Consider the following 20,383-nt stretch of genomic DNA (forward strand, 5'->3'; position numbering starts at 1 on the left):
ACAAGTGATTTTGTTCAAAGCGTGCAAAATCAGGTTCCTTACGTTGCCCTCAACATGATGAAAATAGAAACCTCAAAGCGCCATCCCGAATGTATTCCGGTACCTGTACCTGCAACGGCAAAGAAGCCAACTTCCAACAGATCCTGAAACGAGGTCAGGATGACAGCCAACAAAAGCCTATCTCCCCCCCAAAAAAACAAACTTAAATCCTTTTATTGCGCCAGCGTAAAGCGGAAGCTCACCCCGAAGTTAGTGGTGGCGGTAGGAAAGGCCGACGAGGTAAACGGCTCGTTGATCACCTTATCGTAATACAAGCGCAGCTGGAAGCGATCGCTCAGCATGTAGTCGGCAGTGGTTTTTATGGTGATGGCATTTTGTCCGGCCGTCAGCTGGTTATCGTTTTCCATCAACTTGCGCAACAGGGTTTTGTTCTTTCGGAACGAAAGGTCGGCCCGGATATTCAGGTCATTCGAATACGCTTTTTGCGAATTTTTGGTTTTAATAATCAGGTCCATCCGCTGAAACCGGTAGCCGAAACCAAACGACACCTCGTTGCTCAGCACTTCGGTGAGCTGGTTGTTGGCAAAGTTCAGTGTCAGGTTGCGCGCCCGCTTAATTTCCACCCGGGTTGACATGTCGTTCAACCAGGTAACATCTATATTGATGAGCGGGTTGAGCTGTTCGGTAATACTCACCGAATTGATATCGTACTGGTTCACAAAATCTCCGTTCAGCAGGTTGGTGACATAGCTGAAGCCATCGCCGTAAAACGCATCGTCGTAGCTGAGGTTCGTCAGGTATGAGCCCACATTGTACGACGAGCGGTACGAGTGGTTCAGGTTGATCGACTTGGCCACCTTGCTCAGCCCTTTGATTTTGGACACCACCCCGTCGTAGGTAATCCGCCAATTGGGGCGCATGTATTTCAGCGAGGGGAAAGGCTCCAGCGCCACTTTCTCAGCCGACTGCCCGGTGTAGGCTGCAATAAACGCGGGAATCATCACCTGCTGCGAGGTAGGCCCGTAGCCCAGTGGATAACCGGTTTGCGGGTTCACCATCTGCGGATCGTAGCCTTCGGCCGGATTCGGCACACGCCGGGCAGCCAGCCTGCGGGCAATAACAATTCGGTTGTCCAACATCGTCTGGTAAGCATCCGACACCTCTATTTCTGCTTCGCCCATTTTGCTGAAGGCCGTTTTCCAGGTATTCACCGACATGGTGAAGTTGCCCCGTTCGGTGCGGTTTAGGGCGTTGAAGTTTCCAGTTTGGCTATCGAAGATGTAGTATTCGCTGATATTTTCCGACTTCCCGCGATTGGCGGTCAGATCGATGCGAAGAAAGGGCAACGGTTCGATATCGGCCCGGAAGGTAAATGTTTCGTTGTGGCTCATCGTATAGGGAGCGTTCAGCGTGGTGTCGCGGGTGATCCATCCCTTCAGGGCGGCATCGCGTGCAAAGTTCTCGTCCTGCCAACCCAACAGGAATGGCAATCCCGGGGCACGAGTCGAAGCAATATTGCCGAACATGGCCGGATCTGGGCTATACTTGCCGGAACCAAACAAACTGGGCTCGGGCATGAATCCCGGCAAAACGGTCCCGTCGGAGGAGGAGTAGGTCACAGCCAGCGTTTTTACGCTCATCAGTGTACGGGCCGTATAAAGGGCCATCTTGTAAGGCAGGGTTTCCGGCAGCTGGCGTTTCCCTTTCACGGTGAGTTTTGCACCTTCGAGGTTGGCAACCGGAGTAAAGCGTACCTGGTTTTCATTTACAATTTCCACGCTACCGCGCACCATCATGCCGCGTTCGTTGAACACCTGCACCTGTACCTCGCGCGTTTTCAACTTGTGGTCGATCACGCTGGGCACGTTGGCCTTCAGATCAACTGTCGAAGAATATTCCACCTCCTTCACCCGGGTACCGTTCGCCCCGGCAGCGGCCTTTTCAACTGCTTGGGCACGGCTGGACGAACTGCGCGCCGACCGCGACTGGCTCACAAAACGCTGGTTCACCTCCTTCAAAAAGGGCACCTTGTTGTACAGGTTCAGCATCGAGAACTGGCCGTTGCCCTGCATCACCCGCGAGTTTTCCACCACGTTACCCAACTCCACTGCCTCATCGGTGAGCGACCCGGCCGTCCAGTCGTACATGGCCTGGTAGCGCCCGGTGAGCGTAATCCAGTTAAACAGCGGGAATTTATTGATAGGCACCTGGTACGAGGCATTCAGCACATGGTGGTAAAGCACAGGCCGTCCCATATTCAGCAAGTTGGTCAGGATCGAGTCCTTTTTGATCTGGTAGTCGTCGTCTCCCCGGTTGATGCGGCCTTCCGGCTCATCAATACGTGCTGTACCTTCCGACGAAAAATCCACTTTCAGTGAGCGGGTAAGATTGTAGCGGATATCAAAATTCCGTCGCCAAATAAAGTCCTTCTCCACCGTCAGGGGGATAATCAGGTTCGGGTTGGCAATGTTGCGGGTCTGCACCTCTTTATAATACCGGAAAAGTTCATTCCTGTAAGAGATTTGAGTAGGCAGCAGGTAAAAATTGAAATCCTTAACCAGTTTAAATGCATTACCCTTCAATAGTTTTGAATTTTTGAACGGTTCGATTACCTCCGGGCGCGTGCTGAAATTGTAGGTCAATGCGCCCCGGTGGCTCTTTTCGGTGCTGTATTTGGTATTAATGTCGCGTTCTTTTTCCTCATTGAAGGAATACGATACCGAGAAATTGGCCGGATCGTAAAGCCGGGGCTTTCCGGATTTGCTCACTTTGTCCACCTTCACATTATTGAGAACAATACTTTTACGGGTCGAAAAATCCTGGGCCACCTTTTTGATCGAGTCTTTTTCGGCCGAGGAGCCGGATCGGCGCAGGGCATCTTTCATGGTTACATCCGGGTCGAGCGGATTGTATTTCGGGTTGCTTACACTGCGCGAAACGCCCACGTACAGGGGAATGCGCACCTGAGCCTCTTTCGGGAAAAACTTACCCAACTCCAGGCTGGAGGAAATATCGAATTCGGTCAGGGCATCCATCGCCCGTTCGCTGGCACTCTGATCGATGCTGCCAAAGCCAACCGAACGGTGACGACCGGCAAAAACGACCGATCCCAAGTCGGCCAGCTTGGTCGATACCCGAAGGTTGGCCGCCCAGCCCCCATTGTCGTCCAGTTCGCTCAGACGAAGTTCGTTAGCCCATACCTCCACCGACTTTGGCCCGGGATTAAATTCCGACGTCTTTTTATGACGGATCCCCATCATCATCACTTCCACGTTGCCCAAGTTGGGGTTCCCTTTCACCTTCACATAATTCTTGTTGTCGTTCCAGCCTTCGTGGATCATCTCAAATACATCCGAAGTCCGCAGTGTAGAGCCGGGCTCGTGCATCGCCTCGTTGCGCGAAAGCTTTACATCGGTAAACAACGTAAGCGGAATGTTGATCCGGTTGGCCTCGGGCCACACGGCATAGCGGTCGCCCTCGATATTCCCGTTGTACAGGCCGGGTGCGGTCAGTTTCAACGGAACTTCATATTCGTAATAGCTGTTGTCGTAGTCCGAGCCAATACGCATAAAGAAGTACAGCTCATCATCATTTACCGGATAGCCATCGAGTTCTTCAGCATGTAGTTCGAGCTTGAGCCGCTTGTATTGCCGGAAGTCGAGGTAGATATTTTTGTAAGCCGCCCGCGAGTCACCCTGCTCCAGATCGGTTGCCCGTAGCACCAGCGACTGCTCGTTTAACTGCAACAGCTGCGCATTCGACGGGTCAATCACGCGATCGATGCCCGGGGGAAGGATGTAGTTCACCGGCTTGCGGTCGCTGTTTTCTTCGATATTTACTACCGAAACGTCAAACTGGGTATTCATGCCCGTGCCGTCATCCAGCAGTTCCAGCTTGTCGGTATAGCGTCGCCAGTCGGCCCGCACCAGCTCCAGGGTCGCAAAGCGCAGAAACACCGGGTCGCTGAACTGGCTCAGGAACATACGCATAAACCGGATGGAGCTAAAATCGGAAATGCCTCCAATCACCTGTTCCGGCTGTTTTACGGGCACTTTAAACTGGTACCATTTCACTTCGCCCACCTTGCCGTTGGCCAATTCCACCCGGGCAGTCCGGATATCCGAAATGTAGTTGTTGCCCAGGATCATATCCTCGCGGCGAATGCTTACACGATACTGGTAGTACCTTTCATATTCATTCAGGGTATTGTCGCTGTTGATGTCTTCCACATCGGGAAGCGTATAGGCCGAAGTGGTGTATGATTCGGGCGATTTCGATGCCGGAACAGAGTTCCCCTCCGGTCCGTTGTATTTTTTGTACCGGTCGCGGATGCCAACTTCCTCCGCGTCAAAATCCGATCCGCGGTAGTAGTGATAGTTGTCGCCCGAAGGGTCCAGCAAAAATTCTTCAAGTACATCCTGGTCGAGAATGTTTTGCACGGCCTGCAAATAACCACTGTAAAAGGTTTGTTCGTGCGCATCGGACAAACCGTCGAAACCGACATCCTGACGGATTATGATTTCCGGGTCGGTGACAAAGCTATTGGTAATTTGGGTTTTGTTTGAAACCTGTCCCCACACGGTTGTATCCACATTGGCAATTTCGTCGGTTTCGGGCAAACCATTTTCAAACGATTTGCGCGAGTCTTTCAGCATATCTTCCGAAATGTCTCCCAAGTTGAAATACAGGTCACCACCCTCATGCAAGCCAAGGGTATCATTCACAAAGGGATCCATCATCCAGAATTCGATGTATTCGACGTTGGCCGATTCAAAGTCGGTGGTTTCGATCTTTCGCATAATGCCGCCCCAGCGTGTTTCAGGCTGGCGAAGGGTCCCGTCAGGATTAATCCCGGCCGAATAGGGCGAAGGATTGGTGTCGAAATTATACGGGCCGCGCTCTTCGGGGTAATAGGCCAGGTCGAACACCGAAATATTGGTAGGCACGCCGATTTCGGTATCCTTGTCGGGGAAGATCTCCCGCTGATACACTTCGCGCACCAGGTGGTCCGATAACTGCTCTTTGTCCTGCCGGATGTGGGCCGGTGTTTGGGCGGTATTACGCAAAAACAGCGGATCGATCACATACCAGGCCAGTTTGGCGCGGTTAAAGCTGTAAGCCAGTTCGTCATCCAAATCGCCCTCCGGAAAACGGGCCTGCTTTTGCGGTGTACTGGCCAGCACCCACGATTGCCGTGCCCGCAGGTCGATCGACGTTTGGGTCGATTCAAAATCATCGATATAAACCGTGGAATTGGTCACGCCCGACTCGCCCACGACCAGCTGCGCCACTTCGGCCTCTACCGACACGGTTGACACTTCTTTGGTTTCGATGAAGGGCAGTTTGTCCACTAGTTTGGTCAGCAAATTGGACTGCGTGGTATAATTGGCATCCAGCCCGAACATGGCGTTCGAAATCGGGTCGTCTCCATAATTCACTTTCTGGGTCAGTGGTCGCTCGTTCATATACAGGATGGTAGCGCCCAGGTTGAAATTGTCCGAAAAGGCATAATTGGCGTGGGTCCCGATCAGCGTTTTTCGTTGAACGGTAAACAGGTCTTCGCTTTCGGTAGAAATTTGCAGGTTGGCACCCGACTCCAGGTAAGCCGGGTTGATGATTTTCACCCGCCCCAAGGTGTAATCCACCGTGTAGTCAATATTTTCAACCAGGGTGATCCCCCCCGAGGTTACCTTCACCGACCCTTGGGCCAGATTGAAGGTGCCCAGCGATATTTCGGAACTGGACGAACCTTTGTAGCTCCCCTTCAACACATACTTGTTGTGACTGGCATCTTGCTCGGCATACGTCCGGGTGGAATCGTACAACGACTGATAGACGTATTTTTCGGCAAAATCAGTTCCCTGGATGGAGTCGCGCAGCAAGCTGCCAAAAGGCTCCACCGAGGGGAAAATAATCCGCCCGCTGGCCGAATGTACCGTCACCCCTTCAATAAAATCGAAAACGCCGTTTCGCCCGGGATCGAGCTGGGAATTCAAATTGTCGAGGTTCAGCACATTCAACAAAATATGTCCCTGCAAGTTGGATTCCGGCAAATAGTTGATGTAGGTTCCGGTTGAATCGTTCAGGTACAGCACATCCAGGATAAACTCTTCGCTGCTGAGCTGATAGGCATTCAGGTTGTAAATATTTTTCATCATCAGCTTCCAGGTAGGGAGCTTGGGGCTAAGATTGGTCCCTTTCAACAATTTCAGCACCAAGGTTTGCGGAGCTTCAATCCCGTCCGACGAAAATTCGCCCACCTGGTAAGTTTTCCCATTGGCCGTATAGTTGAAAGCGACGGCCAGCACTTCGTCGGCATTGAGCGCCGAATTCAGCGAGATGTACCCCAGGTTGAGATTGACGGTATATTCGGATGCATTTAATTTACGTGCCTGCTCGATTTTTTCAAAGTCCTGGCCGCCGGCAAATCCGTAGGTCGAGAAGGCGGCCATGGTTTTGGTAATCTGCGATACCTCCCGGATATCGCCGTAGTTGGTCGTCAGCTCTTCGTACATGCTGTTGGCGCCGTTGAAGGGGTACACATTTTCGGGGTAAGGCTGGCCGCCGGGGTCGCCAAAGCCGGGCACGCTGTTGTACAAATTTGAGGCATGTTCACCCAGGTCCATCAGTGCCAGGATGTTGCGCGCCTCGTTATAATTCCCGGATTTGTTGGTTACCCAAACTTCTATTTTATTGATGGTAACTGACGAACGGATGACGGGCAGCTGCGCCAGGGCCTCGTCGTAATGATCCCGAAAATATTGCGACAGAAAAAAGTGCCGGTTGGCATCGTAAGCCGAAGCTTTTACTTCGAACTGTGTTTTTTGCGCACCGCCTTCCATCTCTACCACCTTGGTTTCTCCCTTGTTTTGCGAGAAAATGGTGGTCAGGTTCAGCTTCCCGAACTGCATTTCGGTTTTCACCCCAAACAGGTTGGTGCCGCCCGAAATCAGCGAACCGTTGAGCGGGAGCGACACGTTTCCGGCCTCAATTTTTTTGATGATGTCGTCTTCATCCCCCGAATAGTCCAGGTTCATTTTATTTTCGTAGTCGAAGGTGGCCTCGGTGTTGTAATTCACGCGCATCTTCATTTTCTCGCCGATACTGCCGTTCACGTTCATCTGGATTTTCTGGTCGAAATCGAACGAAGGGGTTTTGCGCAGCCGTTCGGGGATGGACGGGTTTTCGGTGGAATTCATCTGGTAGCCAAAGCTCACTTCCACATAACCTTGCGGACGCACGTCAATCGTGTTTCCACCAAAAATTCGGTTGAAGGCCTCGCCGCCTACGGTCAGCCTGGGAATGAATGTACCCTGGCTTTCCAGGTCGGCCTGACTGGCACGTTGCCGCCAGTAGTTTCGGATGGAATTTTGAAAGTCGTACCGAACATATTCCTGCAACGACATGGTTTTGGGCAGCCGGTAGTCCATGTCGCCAATTTTTTCCTGTAAGATATAGGTTCCCGTTACCGGGTCGTATTCCACCTGGGTTTTGATGTTCGATGGTTTTTGCAGGTAGAGGCCAGAACTGTCGCGGGTGCCGGGAGTTTCAAAAGCGGGTTTGTCGCGAAAAGGATAGGGCAGCACCCCGGTCGTATCTATCTCAACAGAATCCGGCAGTTGGGGAAAGACAGCCGCGGAACGGAAGTGAAGGTTAACCGGCACGGAAGTCCAGCCCATAGCCATGATCCCTGAAAAAACAATCAAGAGCAGCGTATTTTTCAAGTATTTTTTCAATGCCGCTATTTTTCAATGTTTACAGGCCTTTCAGAGCCATCTTTATCATTTGTTCAACCGTTAGTGCCGGATTTGCTTTCAGGATATTATCGAGTTCTTTTTCAACGTTTTTCCGGGCAAATCCGAGCATAACTAAAGCTGATAACGCTTCATCGCGTATTGTATTGTTTGCCGGGGAGATTAAAATCTGGTCGCTGGCCGGGGTTTTGCCGATTTTATCTTTCAGGTCGATGATGACCCGTTGGGCCGTTTTGGCGCCAATTCCCTTGATGCTTTTCAGCAAATTGACATTTTCTTCAAGGATGGCTTTGCGGATTTCATCAGGGGTGAGCGATGAGAGCATCATCAGCGCGGTGCTGGAGCCAATTCCATTAACAGAGATCAGCAGCCGAAACAACTCGCGCTCGGAAGAACTGGCAAAGCCGTACAGCAGGTGGGCATCTTCGCGCACCACCTGGTGCAGGTACAACTTGGCCTGTTCTTTCCCGTTGATGGCGGAATAGGTATTCAATGAAATGTGGATAAAATAACCGACAGCCCCTGCCTCAATAACGGCATTGGCAGGTGTCAGCCCGGCTATTTTACCCTGGATATATTCAAACATAACCGATCAGAATTAGATGGTTGGTTCCTCGTCAACAAAGTCAACACTCTCGTCCACCTGGTTGGGGTTGATTTCGTATTTTTTAAGTGGATTTTTGCTGATCTCCTTGTACAACTCACGGTTTTTATGGATATCGATGGCCAGGTACAGCGCTTCGCGGAACGACTCGGGCGACGCTTTTCCTTCGCCGGCAATATCGAACGCCGTGCCATGAGCCGGGGAGGTGCGGATGAAAGGTAATCCGGCGGTATAATTCACCCCGCGCTCAAACGAAATTACCTTGAATGGGGTGAGTCCCTGGTCGTGGTACATGGCCAGGATAGCATCAAACTTGGTATAGTCGCCCGAACCAAAAAAGCCATCGCTGGGGTACGGTCCAATCGCCAGGATTCCTTCATTTTTGGCTTTCTCAATGGCTGGGATGATGATGTCGTTTTCTTCACTCCCGAGCAAGCCGCCGTCGCCGGCGTGCGGGTTCAGTCCCAGCACGGCAATGCGCGGTTTCTTGATGCTGAAATCCTGCTCCAGCGAGCTGGCGATAATCCGTAGCTTGTTGACAATCGCTTCCTTGGTAATCAGGCTGGTCACGTTGTGCAGCGGTACGTGCGTAGTTACCACCCCTATTTTCATCATTTCGCTCACCATCAGCATCAGGTAGTTTTTCGAGCCGAACTGCTCGGCTAAAAACTCCGTGTGCCCCGGAAAGTTGAACTTTTCGCTTTGGATGTTGTCCTTGCTGATAGGGGCAGTCACCAGCGCATCAATGGCTCCTGATTTCAGGTCGTTCACGGCAGCCTCCAGCGACATGTACGAGGCCTCGCCGGCCACATCCGAAATTTTGCCCAGCTCAACGCGGATGTTGTCGTCGATACAATTGATGATGTTGGCTTTGCGCGGATCGGCCTCACCGGCATCACGCACCGTGTGAAAGTTAAAGCTTTCCATGTTCAGCGCCTTCCGGTGGTAAGCAGCTACCTTGGGCGACCCGTAAACGATTGGCGTACACATTTCGAGAATGCGCGGATCGCTCAACGTTTTCATAATCACCTCATAACCAATTCCATTGATATCACCTTGTGAAATACCAATCTTTATTTTGTTTTTGCTCATGTTGAATTTCTTAGTTGAAAGATATTTATAAAAGACACCTGAGGGCACAAATGGATGTGCCGTGTAAATTTAATTCATAAATCGACTTTATCAAAACGGATTTAAGATCACGTAACGACTTCGCATGAACCAGCTGGCTACGCTTATTTCCCGGATTTTCCGAAAACATTCCGTGAGATTTTGTCCCATTGCAATTCCGCTGCGGGCTTTCCTGCGCGTACCTGTGCCGCGTAGCCCACGGCGATGATGCTCAGCACCCGCAGGTTTGGCGGGATACCCAACAACTCCTGCACATAGGCCTCGGCGCTGAGGGTATCGCTGTGTGCCCGGTTGCGGATTTGTACCCAGCAACTGCCCAACCCCAGCGATTGGGCGGTAAGTTGCAATAAAATGGAGGCGATAGAGCAATCCTCCACCCAAACATCGCTTTTGCTTTCGTCGGCCAGCACAACTACCGCCAATGGCGCGCCCTCCAGAAATCTGGAGCCATGCGGTTTGCAAGCTGCCAGTTCAGAAATCAGCTCCGGGCGATCAACAAAAACGAACTCCCAGGCATTGCTGTTTTTCGACGAAGGCGAACGCAGCACAGCTTCCTCCAGCAAGGTGATCTTTTCAGGCTCGATGGCTTGCGGGCTAAATTTTCGGATGCTTCGCCGGTTGCGAATTAACTCAATCATATTTTTTGTCCTTTGCGTTTAACGTTGTTTAAAAAAAGGATGATAATCTCCTCTTGCACCTACGACTTGGGTGTTTCGGATTTGATGGGCAAGCCGGATGCATGGCGCCGCTTCCCCCAGCCCAAAACCCTGGCCCGAAAGGATTTGCCGGTACGATTCGGTGTGCAGATCGGAAAACCCATCGCTAAATTCTATTTCGTGGCCTTCCATCGTTATGGAACGGTAAGTATGCAGGCCTTTTTGCCGGGCCTCGGCCGGAAGATCGTTAAAATCGATGCTTAGAAACCAGCGCACCCGGGCAGTTTTCAGTTCCAGTAACCCGGCCGCTTTGTCGGGCTGCCGCAGGTGAACGGTGCTGCGCTGCACCTCCCCGAAAATCCAGGTCAGCATATCGAAAAAATGAATACCGATGTTGGCGGCTATTCCGCCCGATTTATCCACATCGCCTTTCCAGCTTTTGAAGTACCATTTTCCGCGCGGAGTGATGTATGTCAGATCGATGTCGTGAACCTGACCTGCAGGCCCGCTTTTTACCTTTTCGCGAAGGGCAGCAATGGCAGGATGCAATCGTAACTGCAATATATTGAAAACTTTACAGCCGCTTTCCTGTTCAGCCTTTTCAATGGTCTCGATTTCTTCCGGATATAACACCAGGGGTTTCTCGCAAATGGCAAAGGCCTGGTGGCGCAAAGCCGATTGAATATGTGCCGCGTGAAGGTAGTTTGGCGAACAAATGCTGAAGTAATTGATTGGATGATTGTTTTTTTTCCTGTCGGCAACAAACCGTTCAAACGAGTTGCAGTCCAGGAAAAACTCCGCCTCGGGGAAGAAACTGTCCAGGCGGCCCATCACGTCAAACGGATCGACGGCAGCCACCAGCCGGTTCCCGGTTTCCTGAATGGCCCTCAGGTGCTTCCGGGCAATGTGTCCGGCGGCTCCAATCAACGCGAAGTCCTTCATAACTATAACTTGTAAACTTTTTCGGAAGGTTGTTTGATCGCATTGCGAAGATCAACCACCAGCCTGGCGTTTTCGAGAATGAAGCCGGGCTCAAACCCATCGTGATTGGTGGCGATGACCACACAGTCCACTTCATGCAGCAGTTCAGCCGACAGGCCTGCTGACCGGAGAACGCGGCCATCCTCGGTTTTCAATTCCGGAATAAAGGGGTCGTGGTACTGCACCAATCCGCCTTTCTTGGCCACTTCGTCCATAATTCTCAGGGCAGGCGACTCGCGGGCATCGTCGATGTTGGGTTTGTAGGCCACGCCCAGGAACAGGATCTTGCTGCCGTTGATCGATTTTTTGTGACGGTTGAGGGCCGAAGTGATTTTGATGGTCATACGATGCCCCATCATGTTGTTGATGTGCCCGGCGGTATGGATCATGCTCAGGTCGAAACCGAACTTTTTGGCAATATGCTCCAGGTAGAAGGGATCAAGCGGAATGCAGTGCCCACCGATGCCCGGCCCCGGGTAAAAAGCCTGAAAACCATAAGGTTTTGTTTTGGCCGCCTCAATCACTTCCCAAATGTTAATGTCCATCTTCCCGCACAGCAGGGCCAACTCGTTAATCAGGCTGATGTTGATCAGCCGGTAGGTGTTTTCCAGTATTTTCACCATCTCGGCCACGCGAGGCGAGCTTACCGGGTACACCAAGTCGATGGCTTTTTTATAGACGGCCTGGCCAATTTCCAGCCCGTCGGGCGTAAGGGCACCCAACACTTTGGGCGTATTGCGGGTCACGTATTGCTTGTTCCCAGGGTCAACGCGCTCGGGCGAAAAGGCCAGCCAAAAGTCTTCGCCATGTTTCATGCCCGATTTTTCTTCCAGAATCGGCAGAATAAAACTTTCGGTGGTAGTAGGATAAGTGGTACTTTCGAGGCACACAAAAGTACCGGGTTTCATGTATTGCCCAATGGCCTCACACGAATCCTGAATGTAGCTCATATCCGGCTTTTTGAAGATGTCGAGCGGTGTGGGTACACAAATCAGGATGGCGTCGCACCCGGCCAGCCTGCTAAAGTCGGTAGTTGCCGAAAGACGATCATTTTCCACCACCAGCTTCAGGTCTTCCTCTTTCACATCGCTGATGTAGTTTTGAGCTGAATTCACCTTCCCGGCCTTTTCGTCTGATTTCTCGAAACCCAACACAGAAACGCCTTCCAGGGCAAAGCTTACCGCCAGGGGAAGGCCCACATAACCCAATCCAATCACGCCCACCAGCTCTTCTGAGCGGGCGATTTTCTGCAACATATTTTCTTTCAAACTCATCCTGCAATAATTTCAAGTTGATGATTAATCAGTCGGTATTTTTCGCCGGTTTCGGGGCAAACCAGATCATCGCCAAGCACGGCGCCAGAGCGGCTTACCCAGCCTTTTTGCCGGGCCGGGATACCCACCATCAGCGCAAATGGTTTTACGTCTCTGGTAACCACTGCCCCCGCCCCGATCATGGCATAACGCCCAATGGTCACCCCACACACCAGCGTAGCATTGGCGCCAATGGTTGCACCCTGCATCACCCGGGTTTCGCGGTACTCCGCTTTTCGCTCCACAAATGCGCGGGGATTCACCACGTTAGTGAACACACAACCGGGGCCGCAAAATACGTCATCTTCCAATACAACCGCATCATAAACGCTCACATTGTTCTGGATTTTTACCCGGTTGCCGATGATTGCCTTCCCACCCACGTACACATTCTGTCCCAGCACACAGTCTTCGCCAATCTGTGCGCCGCGCATCACGTGAGAGAAATGCCAGATCCGGGTACCGTTACCGATCGCTGCTCCCTCGTCAATACAAACTGTTTCGTGTGCAAAGTAGTTTTCCATCATTTGTAATTTTCACCGCAAAGACGCTGAGACGCAAAGTTTTATTTTCAAAATAATTCCATTTATATCTCTGCATCTTAGCGCCTCTGCGGTTTCTGTTTAGTTTTAAAAGTTATTTACATACCTGTTAAAGCCATCTTTCAACAACGGGACATTAAAATTAATCAATAAACCAAGCTTCTTGTCTGTAAGTTTTAAATATGAAATAATTTGAGCTTCATCTACCGGCAATATGAAATCAACAGCCTTAAGTTCGATTATAATTTCTTTCTCAACTAAAATATCAATCCGAAATTCTTTATTCAGGTTCTCTCCTTTATAAAAAAGAGGTATTGACACCTGATTTTCAGCATGTATTTTTCTTATATGTAATTCTTTCAACAAACAAAGCTCATAAACAGACTCCAACAAGCCGGGCCCCATTTCCCGATGAACACCTATTGCCGCATCCAGAATTTCTTTCGATAATTCATTGAGCCTGTTACTTGTCATCATAAATACATTCTTAATGGTTATTACTATTTCTCCGCGACTCTGTGTCTCTGCGGTTTCGAATTTTTTTGCCGCAAAGACGCAGAGGCGCAAAGACTTAATTTTAGATGATCCCATTTATTTCTCTGCGCCTTAGTGCCTCCGCGGTTTAATGTTTTTTTCACCGCAAAGACACAGAGCCGCAAAGGAATTTATTTTTTTATCTTTTTTCTCAGCGTCTTGGCGCCTCTGCGGTTTCATATTTCAAACTTTCCCTACCGTCTCAACAATCACCCCTGCGACTTTTCGCACCTCTTCTTCAGTGATCATTCCGTGCATGGGCAGCGAGAGCACCGTTTTGCAAAGCTCGCCGGACACCGGAAATTGCTCTCCCGGTTGAACATCTTTCGCGAACGCTTCCTGCCGCGGCAAAGGTAACGGATAATGTACCGTAGATGGTATATTTTTTTCAGCCAGTGCAACTTTCAATTCATCCCGGTTTTTGCTGCGGATGGTGTATTGCGCCCAACTGCTGGTTTTTCCTGCTGCCACAACCGGTGTTTCCACAAAACCTTTCAACAAGGAAGTGTACCAACCTGCAGCCTGTTGGCGAACCTTTAATTCCTCATCGAAATGCCTCAGTTTGACGCGCAGGATGGCGGCTTGCAGCGTATCCATCCGGCCATTGATGCCGATACGCCTGTGATGATAGCGTTTCTCCTGTCCGTGTGCGCGAAGTTGCCTGACGGTGGCGGCCAGTTCGTCGTTGTCGGTAAAAACCGCGCCGCCGTCGCCGTAACACCCTAACGGTTTGGCCGGGAAGAAGCTGGTCGTGGCCACATCGGTCATGCCGCACGATTTTCTTCCGCTGATGGCTGCCCCGAACGATTGGGCCCCGTCTTCGATCACCCACAGTCCGTGTTTGGCAGCAAGCAGGTTGATTTCATCCAGACCGGCACACTGACCGAACAACGAAACGGCAATAATTCCGCGGGTTTTTGATGTGATTTTCTCTTCTATTCTGGAAACATCGAGGTTGAAATCGACTGGCGACACCTCGGCAAAAACAGGCTTACCCCCGCAAAGAGCCACCATGGAGGCCGGGGCAATAAAGCTGAACGCCGGACAAATGACCTCGTCACCAGGGCAAAGGCCCAGGGCCAGCAACGACAACAACAGGGCATCGGTGCCCGAGCCGCAGGCCAGCGCATGTTTCACCTCAAGATACCCGGCCAGCTCCTCTTCGAGCAGGCGGATTTCGTCGCCATTGATAAACGTGGCTGACTGAACAACCGACCGGATGGCCGCATCCAGCTCGCTTTGGTAAGCGGCGTATTGCCTTTTCAGATCACAAAACTCCATGAGAAACCGTTTGGTTTACAAAAATAAGCGAATTCGGGGAAGTACCTTATCTTGGGGCTGTTTTATCAACGTCGATCGCTTAGCTTCCCGGTGCTGGCCGCTGTCCGTTATTCACACAGAAGGATGCACGATTAGTTTTTACCGGCTAGTAAATTAAAACTCAGCCTCACACCGGTAACAACTACTCCAGAAGTCAGGCCTCTTTTCGTGTGTTATTAAGGAATGAATCATTCCCCTATAAGAGATCACCACTCGCTGTCACCGTATCTTTCCAACCCCCAAACCGGATTTTCACCTTATCTGGCTCAGATTTTCTGCGTTACTTCTGCGTATATTCTGCGTTACTTCTACGTTTATAAACAAAGAATAAACATTTTTGACACATAGTAAAAACATCATTTATTCGGCTGTGACAGGGAGCTGGCTTGAGGCATGGCAGTTTGTCGAGTCCCATCAGGACCGCCACAACCGGTTCCAACCTTCTGCCCCCATGCCCGCAAATTACATGCAGCACCATTCGCGAACCGGAATACCCGATCAGCGGATAGCCGGAAATCCGGGAACTATGTTATTTTTGTTCTCGCAATCAACCTATGAAGAAGATCCTGATCATCACCTACTATTGGCCGCCAAGCGGTGGGGCCGGCGTGCAGCGCTGGCTGAAGTTTACCAAGTACCTGCCCGGGTTTGGCGTTCAGCCCGTGGTGCTGACGGTCGATCCGGCTCAGGCCAGCTATCCGCAGCGCGACGAGAGCCTGCTGCACGAGGTTTCGCCCCAGACCGAGGTGCACCGCACCCCCACTTTTGAGCTGTACAACCTGTACCTGCGCCTGACGGGCAAAAAGGAAATCCCGTACGGGGGCTTTGCCAACGAGGGCAAGGAAACTTTTCTGCAGCGGCTGGCCAAGATGGTGCGCGGCAACTTTTTCATCCCCGACCCGCGCAAAGGCTGGAACCGCTACGCTTTTCGCAAGGCGGCGGAATTGATCCGGAAGCACGGCATCGACACGGTGGTGACCACCAGCCCGCCCCACTCTACCCAACTGATTGGCCTGAGACTGAAACGAAAGCTGGGCGTGCGCTGGGTAGCCGACATGCGCGATCCCTGGACCGACATTTATTATTACCGCCAGCTCTATCATTCGGCGCTGGCCCGAAAGATTGACCGGAACCTGGAGCTGAAAGTGCTGCAACAGGCCGACCAACTGGTGGTGGTGAGCAACGATGTGAAACGGATTTTCTCGGAAAAAGGCGGGGCAGCCGTTCAACAAAAAATACAGGTGATCCCCAACGGGTACGACGAGGAAGATTTTGAACAGGAAGCGCCTGGTGGCACCGACAAGTTTGTTATCACCTATACCGGCACCATTGCCGCTTCCTACCGGCTGGATGGCTTCCTGGCGGCGCTGGCCTCGTTGCCTGCTAAATTACAAGAAAAAACAGTGCTCCGCTTCGTAGGGAAAATTCCGCCGCTCATTCTCGAGCAGGTAAGGCAGGCCGTTCCCCATGTGGAAATCGATCTGACGGGCTATGTGGATCACCGCAAGTCGGTGGCCTACCTGCTGCAAGCATCGGTGCAGCTGCTGATTATCCCACAGGTGAAAAACAACTTGGGCATTGTGCCGGGCAAGTTTTTCGAATACCTCGCTTCGGGAAAACCGGTGCTGGCGCTGGGGCCCAAAGGCAGCGATCTGGCTAAACTGATCGGCGAAACCGGCTGCGGCGCCTTGTTTGAATACGACGATTCGGATGCAATCGCCCATTTTTTGCGCGAGGGACTGGATGGCAAGCTCACGGGTGGCAAGCGTGAAACGGCCCGCCATTATTCGCGAAAAGCATTGACCCAAAGGATGTCAGAGCTTATGAATTCAAAGTAAACGATTCAGGAAAACGAAAATTCTGAGTTGCAGCTATACCAAGGAATAAACAGTAGAATTACACTTGAAAGAAAAAATTAAATAATAGGGTTACGCATGAAAATAGGAATGATCTTGGATGAAAAATACCCACCTCACCCGAGAGTCAAAAATGAGGCAGTAAATCTGATCGAGGGAGGGCATGAAGTCGTTCTTTTTTGCCTGGATTATACCGGTGAGGCCGAATCGGAAATTATGGATGGATTTAAGGTAGTTCGTTATAAAACAGGAAATATTGTTCGAAAATTTTCCGCTTTGGCTTATTCTATTTTCATTTATCGGATGGTGATGCAGTATAAAGTGAAAAGGTTTATCCGCGAACAAAAACCAGACGCGTTGCATATTCATAATATCCGTATTGGGAAAGCTGTTCTGAAAGCAATCAAAGGCTATAACGGAAAGATTATTCTCGATCTTCATGAGAATATCCCAGAGATTATGAAGATGTACCACCATGTGACTCATTTCCCGGGCAATGTCCTTATTTATCCATCCAGATGGAAAAAATGGGAAAAAAAGTTGGTGCATGAATCGGATAAAATTGTGGTGGTAACAGAAGAAGCTAAAGACGATCTCATGGAAAATTATGGGGTGGAAGCCTCTAAAATACTTATTGTTCCCAATAGTGTGCAACCATCATTTTATTTAGAGCTTGACCTTAAACAACAGATCATCAAAAGATTCGAATCAAGCTTTTCTCTCTTCTATTTTGGCGACACCGGAATAAGAAGAGGTCTGGAAACAGCAATTAGGAGCCTGGTAAAATTGAGAGATGCAATCCCAACCATTAAATTAATTATTGTCGGCTCCAGTAAAAGTGATCCATTTTTGAAAAAACTCACTGTCGATTTAGGAGTGTCCGACTATGTAGCATTTGAAGGCTTTCAGGATGAAGCATTACTTCAAAGCTATATTAGTGCAAGTGATATCTGTATTTCTCCCTTGCTTCGGAACCGGCATCATGACACCACTTATGCCAATAAAATATTTCAATACATGGCCTTGGGCAAACCACTTATTGTAAGTGATTGCCCGGCACAAAAAAGGATCGTAAAGGAAGCCGATTGTGGATTGGTATTTGAAGCAGGAAATGTTGAAGATTTCTCCGATAAGGTTTTGTCGTTGTATAATGACAAGGGATCAAGATCTCGTTTAGGCCATAATGGTTCTGTATTTATTAGAGATAAGTACAATCAAGCAATAAAAAGCAAAGAATTAATTGAATTCTATCATTCGATCTCGTAATGTCAAATTTTCCTCGGGTAATAGAGTTAGTGGTAAAACACGATTTGTGCACTGGTTGTGGAGTCTGTGTATATCAATGTCCTTCGCAAGCCTTGGAAATGTCATGGAATGATGATGGCTTTCTAATTCCGCAATTAACGGGTAATTGTGAATCCGGGGGACAATGTCTGGACGTTTGCCCGTTTAATCCAATCCCCCAAAAGGAAGTTAAAACAGAAAATGAAATAGCCGGTATTTTTTTAGACGATAGCACATGTCATCATCCACTAATTGGCCGGTACAATGGAATCTATGTAGGCTATTCACACGATTACAGGCCAAGCTCATCATCCGGGGGAATTGCAACGTTTTTACTCATGCGGTTCATGGAAGAAGGGCTGATTGATTATGTCATTTCAGTTAAAGAGTCTCAACGAAAAGATTATCAATACGAATATGCCATTAGCAAAAATAAGGAAGAGGTACTAGGTGCTTCTACTACAAAATATTATCCTGTCACATTAGACGAGGCACTAAGAAGGATTAATGACATGAAAGGGAAGGTCGCAATTACCGGTGTTGCCTGCTTTGTAAAGGCAATTCGGTTGGCGCAGCATCAGAATCCCAACTTAAAATCAAAGATCCCTTTCCTGATCGGAATAATTTGCGGCGGAATAAAAAGTCGGTTCTTTACAGAATATCTGGCTGTTAAGGCGGGAGCTGAATTACAATACTACAGAAATCCCAACTATCGGATTAAAGATCTTAAAAGCGATGCAAGCGATTACTATTTCACCTGTAATGACACAAATACAGGGGTGCAAAAATCGGTTCGGATGAGATCGGCTGGTGACATGTGGGGAACAGGCTTGTTTAAAGCAAATGCATGTGATTTTTGCGATGATGTTACAACCGAATTAGCGGATATATCTTTGGGAGATGCCTGGCTTGAACCCTATCGAAAGGACGGAAAAGGGAACAGTTTGATCGTGACCCGCACGTTGTTTATGGATAATTTCGTTCAGAAAGAAATTAATACAGGAAAATTGCATCTTGAGGGATTAAGCATCAGCCGGTTCATATCCTCGCAGCAAGGAAGTTACAACCATCGATGCAAAGGCCTATCTTTCAGAATGAAACGCGTTGCCAACAACAAATTTTCACTTCCGCCCAAAAGGCATACAAACGAAAAGATATCATTTGCGTTTATGCTGGTCCAGATCCTCCGGATGAAGAATCGAAAAAAAAGTCTTGAGGTTTGGAAAACTTATAAAAGCGCATTGCTCTTTGATAAAAAAATGAAATGCAGTTTACAAATGTTGAAAATTGCAACCATTCTATATCATATCCAAACTCTTATTTCTACTAAAATCAGAAGAAAATGAAAATAGGTATCCTTACGTTTCATTATTCAAACCATAATTTTGGAGCTGTATTACAGGCCTATTCGCTTTACAAATCCATCGAGTCATTAGGGCATCAAGCATATATAATAAATTTTGAACCAGAAGCGGATACAATAAAAGATCGTTTGATCGCATATCTAATTAAGATTCTCGGTTATCAATTTGAAAAATTCAGGAAAGAACATTTTCCAAACATGTTAATGAAAACGATAACTGAGGAGGAATTAAAAGGATTAAACAACGTTCTTGATGCTTTTGTGGTTGGAAGCGACCAGGTATGGAGATATAAAGGAAATAAAAAGTTACTATGTACTTATTTTTTCGATTTTGTTGATGATGAAAAACGAAAGATCTCCTACGCGGCAAGTTTTGGCATCGATAAATGGGAGGCAAACGAAGAAATTTCCACGGAGATTTCCAGATTAATTAAGCGATTTCAAGCGGTGTCGGTTCGGGAAGAATCCGGAGTGACGATTTGTAGGGAAAACTTTGGCGTTAACGCCGTGAAAGTACTGGATCCAACACTATTGGTTGATCGCAGTTGTTTTGACGAACTAATAAAAAACACGGCTCAAAACGAGTCGCGAAATTATTTAGCCTACATGCTTCTTGACGAAACCAAGCAAAATGAAACGTACTTCAGGAAATTTGCCTTGGAAAAAAAACTCAAATTTATCTCCATTAAAGGGAAACGGATCTCAAGAAGTAAAAATTTGTTTTATTACAACCATATATCTAAGTGGTTATATTATTTAAAACACGCAAATCTGGTGGTAACCGATTCGTTTCACTGCGTGGTTTTTTCCATAATCTTCCGTAAAAGATTTATTTGCCTGGCGAATAATAAAAGAGGGACAACACGTTTATTAAACTTGTTAAAGATCTTAAACCTTGAAAAGTATTATTTCCTTGGACTGAAGGATTTTGAAGAGAATTACGAAGATGAGCCTATCGATTATGACTCGGTTGCAAGCATCTTGGAATCCGAAAAAAGAAAATCAATCGAGTTTCTGAAGACAAATCTGACCTGAACAGCAAATC

The 20,383-nt window shown here is 48.9% G+C and carries 13 protein-coding genes; 4 read left to right on the top strand and 9 right to left on the bottom strand.

What is annotated here, in order from left to right; all coding sequences use genetic code 11:
• Window positions 1–212: 212 nt before the first annotated feature.
• The 9 genes from sov to N2K84_RS08115 form a co-directional block, all read right to left on the bottom strand.
• Window positions 213–7,736, bottom strand: coding sequence for a T9SS outer membrane translocon Sov/SprA (sov, locus tag N2K84_RS08075; RefSeq protein ID WP_282591286.1), 7,524 nt, complete (start codon window positions 7,734–7,736; stop codon window positions 213–215).
• Window positions 7,737–7,755: 19 nt separating this feature from the next.
• Window positions 7,756–8,340: a Holliday junction branch migration protein RuvA gene (gene ruvA / locus N2K84_RS08080; RefSeq protein ID WP_282591287.1), complete on the bottom strand. Its 585-nt coding sequence runs from the start codon at window positions 8,338–8,340 to the stop codon at window positions 7,756–7,758.
• A gap of 12 nt (window positions 8,341–8,352) precedes the next feature.
• Window positions 8,353–9,450: a 4-hydroxythreonine-4-phosphate dehydrogenase PdxA gene (gene pdxA, locus N2K84_RS08085; RefSeq protein ID WP_282591288.1), complete on the bottom strand. Its 1,098-nt coding sequence runs from the start codon at window positions 9,448–9,450 to the stop codon at window positions 8,353–8,355.
• Between the two features lie 143 nt (window positions 9,451–9,593).
• A complete protein-coding gene (locus N2K84_RS08090) occupies window positions 9,594–10,127 on the bottom strand; it encodes a nitroreductase family protein (RefSeq protein WP_282591289.1) in 534 nt (177 codons plus the stop codon).
• 18 nt (window positions 10,128–10,145) lie between these two features.
• Window positions 10,146–11,087, bottom strand: coding sequence for a Gfo/Idh/MocA family protein (locus tag N2K84_RS08095; RefSeq protein ID WP_282591290.1), 942 nt, complete (start codon window positions 11,085–11,087; stop codon window positions 10,146–10,148).
• Window positions 11,088–11,089: 2 nt separating this feature from the next.
• Window positions 11,090–12,400, bottom strand: coding sequence for a nucleotide sugar dehydrogenase (locus N2K84_RS08100; RefSeq protein WP_282591291.1), 1,311 nt, complete (start codon window positions 12,398–12,400; stop codon window positions 11,090–11,092).
• Window positions 12,397–12,966, bottom strand: coding sequence for an acyltransferase (locus tag N2K84_RS08105; protein WP_282591292.1), 570 nt, complete (start codon window positions 12,964–12,966; stop codon window positions 12,397–12,399). Before N2K84_RS08105 ends, N2K84_RS08100 begins: the two co-directional genes overlap by 4 nt.
• 102 nt (window positions 12,967–13,068) lie before the next feature.
• Window positions 13,069–13,572, bottom strand: a complete 504-nt coding sequence (locus tag N2K84_RS08110; protein ID WP_282591293.1) for a GxxExxY protein — start codon at window positions 13,570–13,572, stop codon at window positions 13,069–13,071.
• A 126-nt stretch (window positions 13,573–13,698) separates the two neighbouring features.
• On the bottom strand, window positions 13,699–14,796 hold the full coding sequence (locus N2K84_RS08115) for a DegT/DnrJ/EryC1/StrS family aminotransferase (RefSeq protein WP_282591294.1): 1,098 nt from the start codon (window positions 14,794–14,796) through the stop codon (window positions 13,699–13,701).
• Between the two features lie 593 nt (window positions 14,797–15,389).
• Here N2K84_RS08115 and N2K84_RS08120 point away from each other — a divergent pair.
• The 4 genes from N2K84_RS08120 (at window position 15,390) to N2K84_RS08135 (ending at window position 20,373) form a co-directional block, all read left to right on the top strand.
• The gene (locus N2K84_RS08120) at window positions 15,390–16,673 is read left to right on the top strand and encodes a glycosyltransferase family 4 protein (RefSeq protein ID WP_282591295.1); all 1,284 of its coding nucleotides are present in this window, start codon (window positions 15,390–15,392) and stop codon (window positions 16,671–16,673) included.
• A 96-nt stretch (window positions 16,674–16,769) separates the two neighbouring features.
• A complete protein-coding gene (locus N2K84_RS08125; RefSeq protein ID WP_282591296.1) occupies window positions 16,770–17,957 on the top strand; it encodes a glycosyltransferase family 4 protein in 1,188 nt (395 codons plus the stop codon).
• A complete protein-coding gene (locus tag N2K84_RS08130; protein WP_282591297.1) occupies window positions 17,957–19,321 on the top strand; it encodes a Coenzyme F420 hydrogenase/dehydrogenase, beta subunit C-terminal domain in 1,365 nt (454 codons plus the stop codon). The genes N2K84_RS08125 and N2K84_RS08130 overlap by 1 nt, the downstream gene beginning before the upstream one ends.
• Window positions 19,318–20,373, top strand: coding sequence for a polysaccharide pyruvyl transferase family protein (locus N2K84_RS08135; RefSeq protein WP_282591298.1), 1,056 nt, complete (start codon window positions 19,318–19,320; stop codon window positions 20,371–20,373). Before N2K84_RS08130 ends, N2K84_RS08135 begins: the two co-directional genes overlap by 4 nt.
• The last annotated feature ends 10 nt before the right edge of the window (window positions 20,374–20,383 follow it).

Source organism: Gaoshiqia sediminis (assembly GCF_025907915.1).
In the GTDB taxonomy this organism is placed as follows: Bacteria; Bacteroidota; Bacteroidia; order Bacteroidales; family Prolixibacteraceae; genus Gaoshiqia; species Gaoshiqia sediminis.

Coding starts and splice junctions, on each gene's coding strand:
- N2K84_RS08135 (WP_282591298.1), top strand. CDS start 19,318: ATGAAAATAGGTATCCTTACGTTTCATTATTCAAACCATAATTTTGGA.
- N2K84_RS08095 (WP_282591290.1), bottom strand. CDS start 11,087: ATGAAGGACTTCGCGTTGATTGGAGCCGCCGGACACATTGCCCGGAAG.
- N2K84_RS08110 (WP_282591293.1), bottom strand. CDS start 13,572: ATGGGATCATCTAAAATTAAGTCTTTGCGCCTCTGCGTCTTTGCGGCA.
- ruvA (WP_282591287.1), bottom strand. CDS start 8,340: ATGTTTGAATATATCCAGGGTAAAATAGCCGGGCTGACACCTGCCAAT.
- N2K84_RS08115 (WP_282591294.1), bottom strand. CDS start 14,796: ATGGAGTTTTGTGATCTGAAAAGGCAATACGCCGCTTACCAAAGCGAG.
- N2K84_RS08130 (WP_282591297.1), top strand. CDS start 17,957: ATGTCAAATTTTCCTCGGGTAATAGAGTTAGTGGTAAAACACGATTTG.
- N2K84_RS08100 (WP_282591291.1), bottom strand. CDS start 12,400: ATGAGTTTGAAAGAAAATATGTTGCAGAAAATCGCCCGCTCAGAAGAG.
- N2K84_RS08125 (WP_282591296.1), top strand. CDS start 16,770: ATGAAAATAGGAATGATCTTGGATGAAAAATACCCACCTCACCCGAGA.
- N2K84_RS08120 (WP_282591295.1), top strand. CDS start 15,390: ATGAAGAAGATCCTGATCATCACCTACTATTGGCCGCCAAGCGGTGGG.
- N2K84_RS08090 (WP_282591289.1), bottom strand. CDS start 10,127: ATGATTGAGTTAATTCGCAACCGGCGAAGCATCCGAAAATTTAGCCCG.
- pdxA (WP_282591288.1), bottom strand. CDS start 9,450: ATGAGCAAAAACAAAATAAAGATTGGTATTTCACAAGGTGATATCAAT.
- N2K84_RS08105 (WP_282591292.1), bottom strand. CDS start 12,966: ATGATGGAAAACTACTTTGCACACGAAACAGTTTGTATTGACGAGGGA.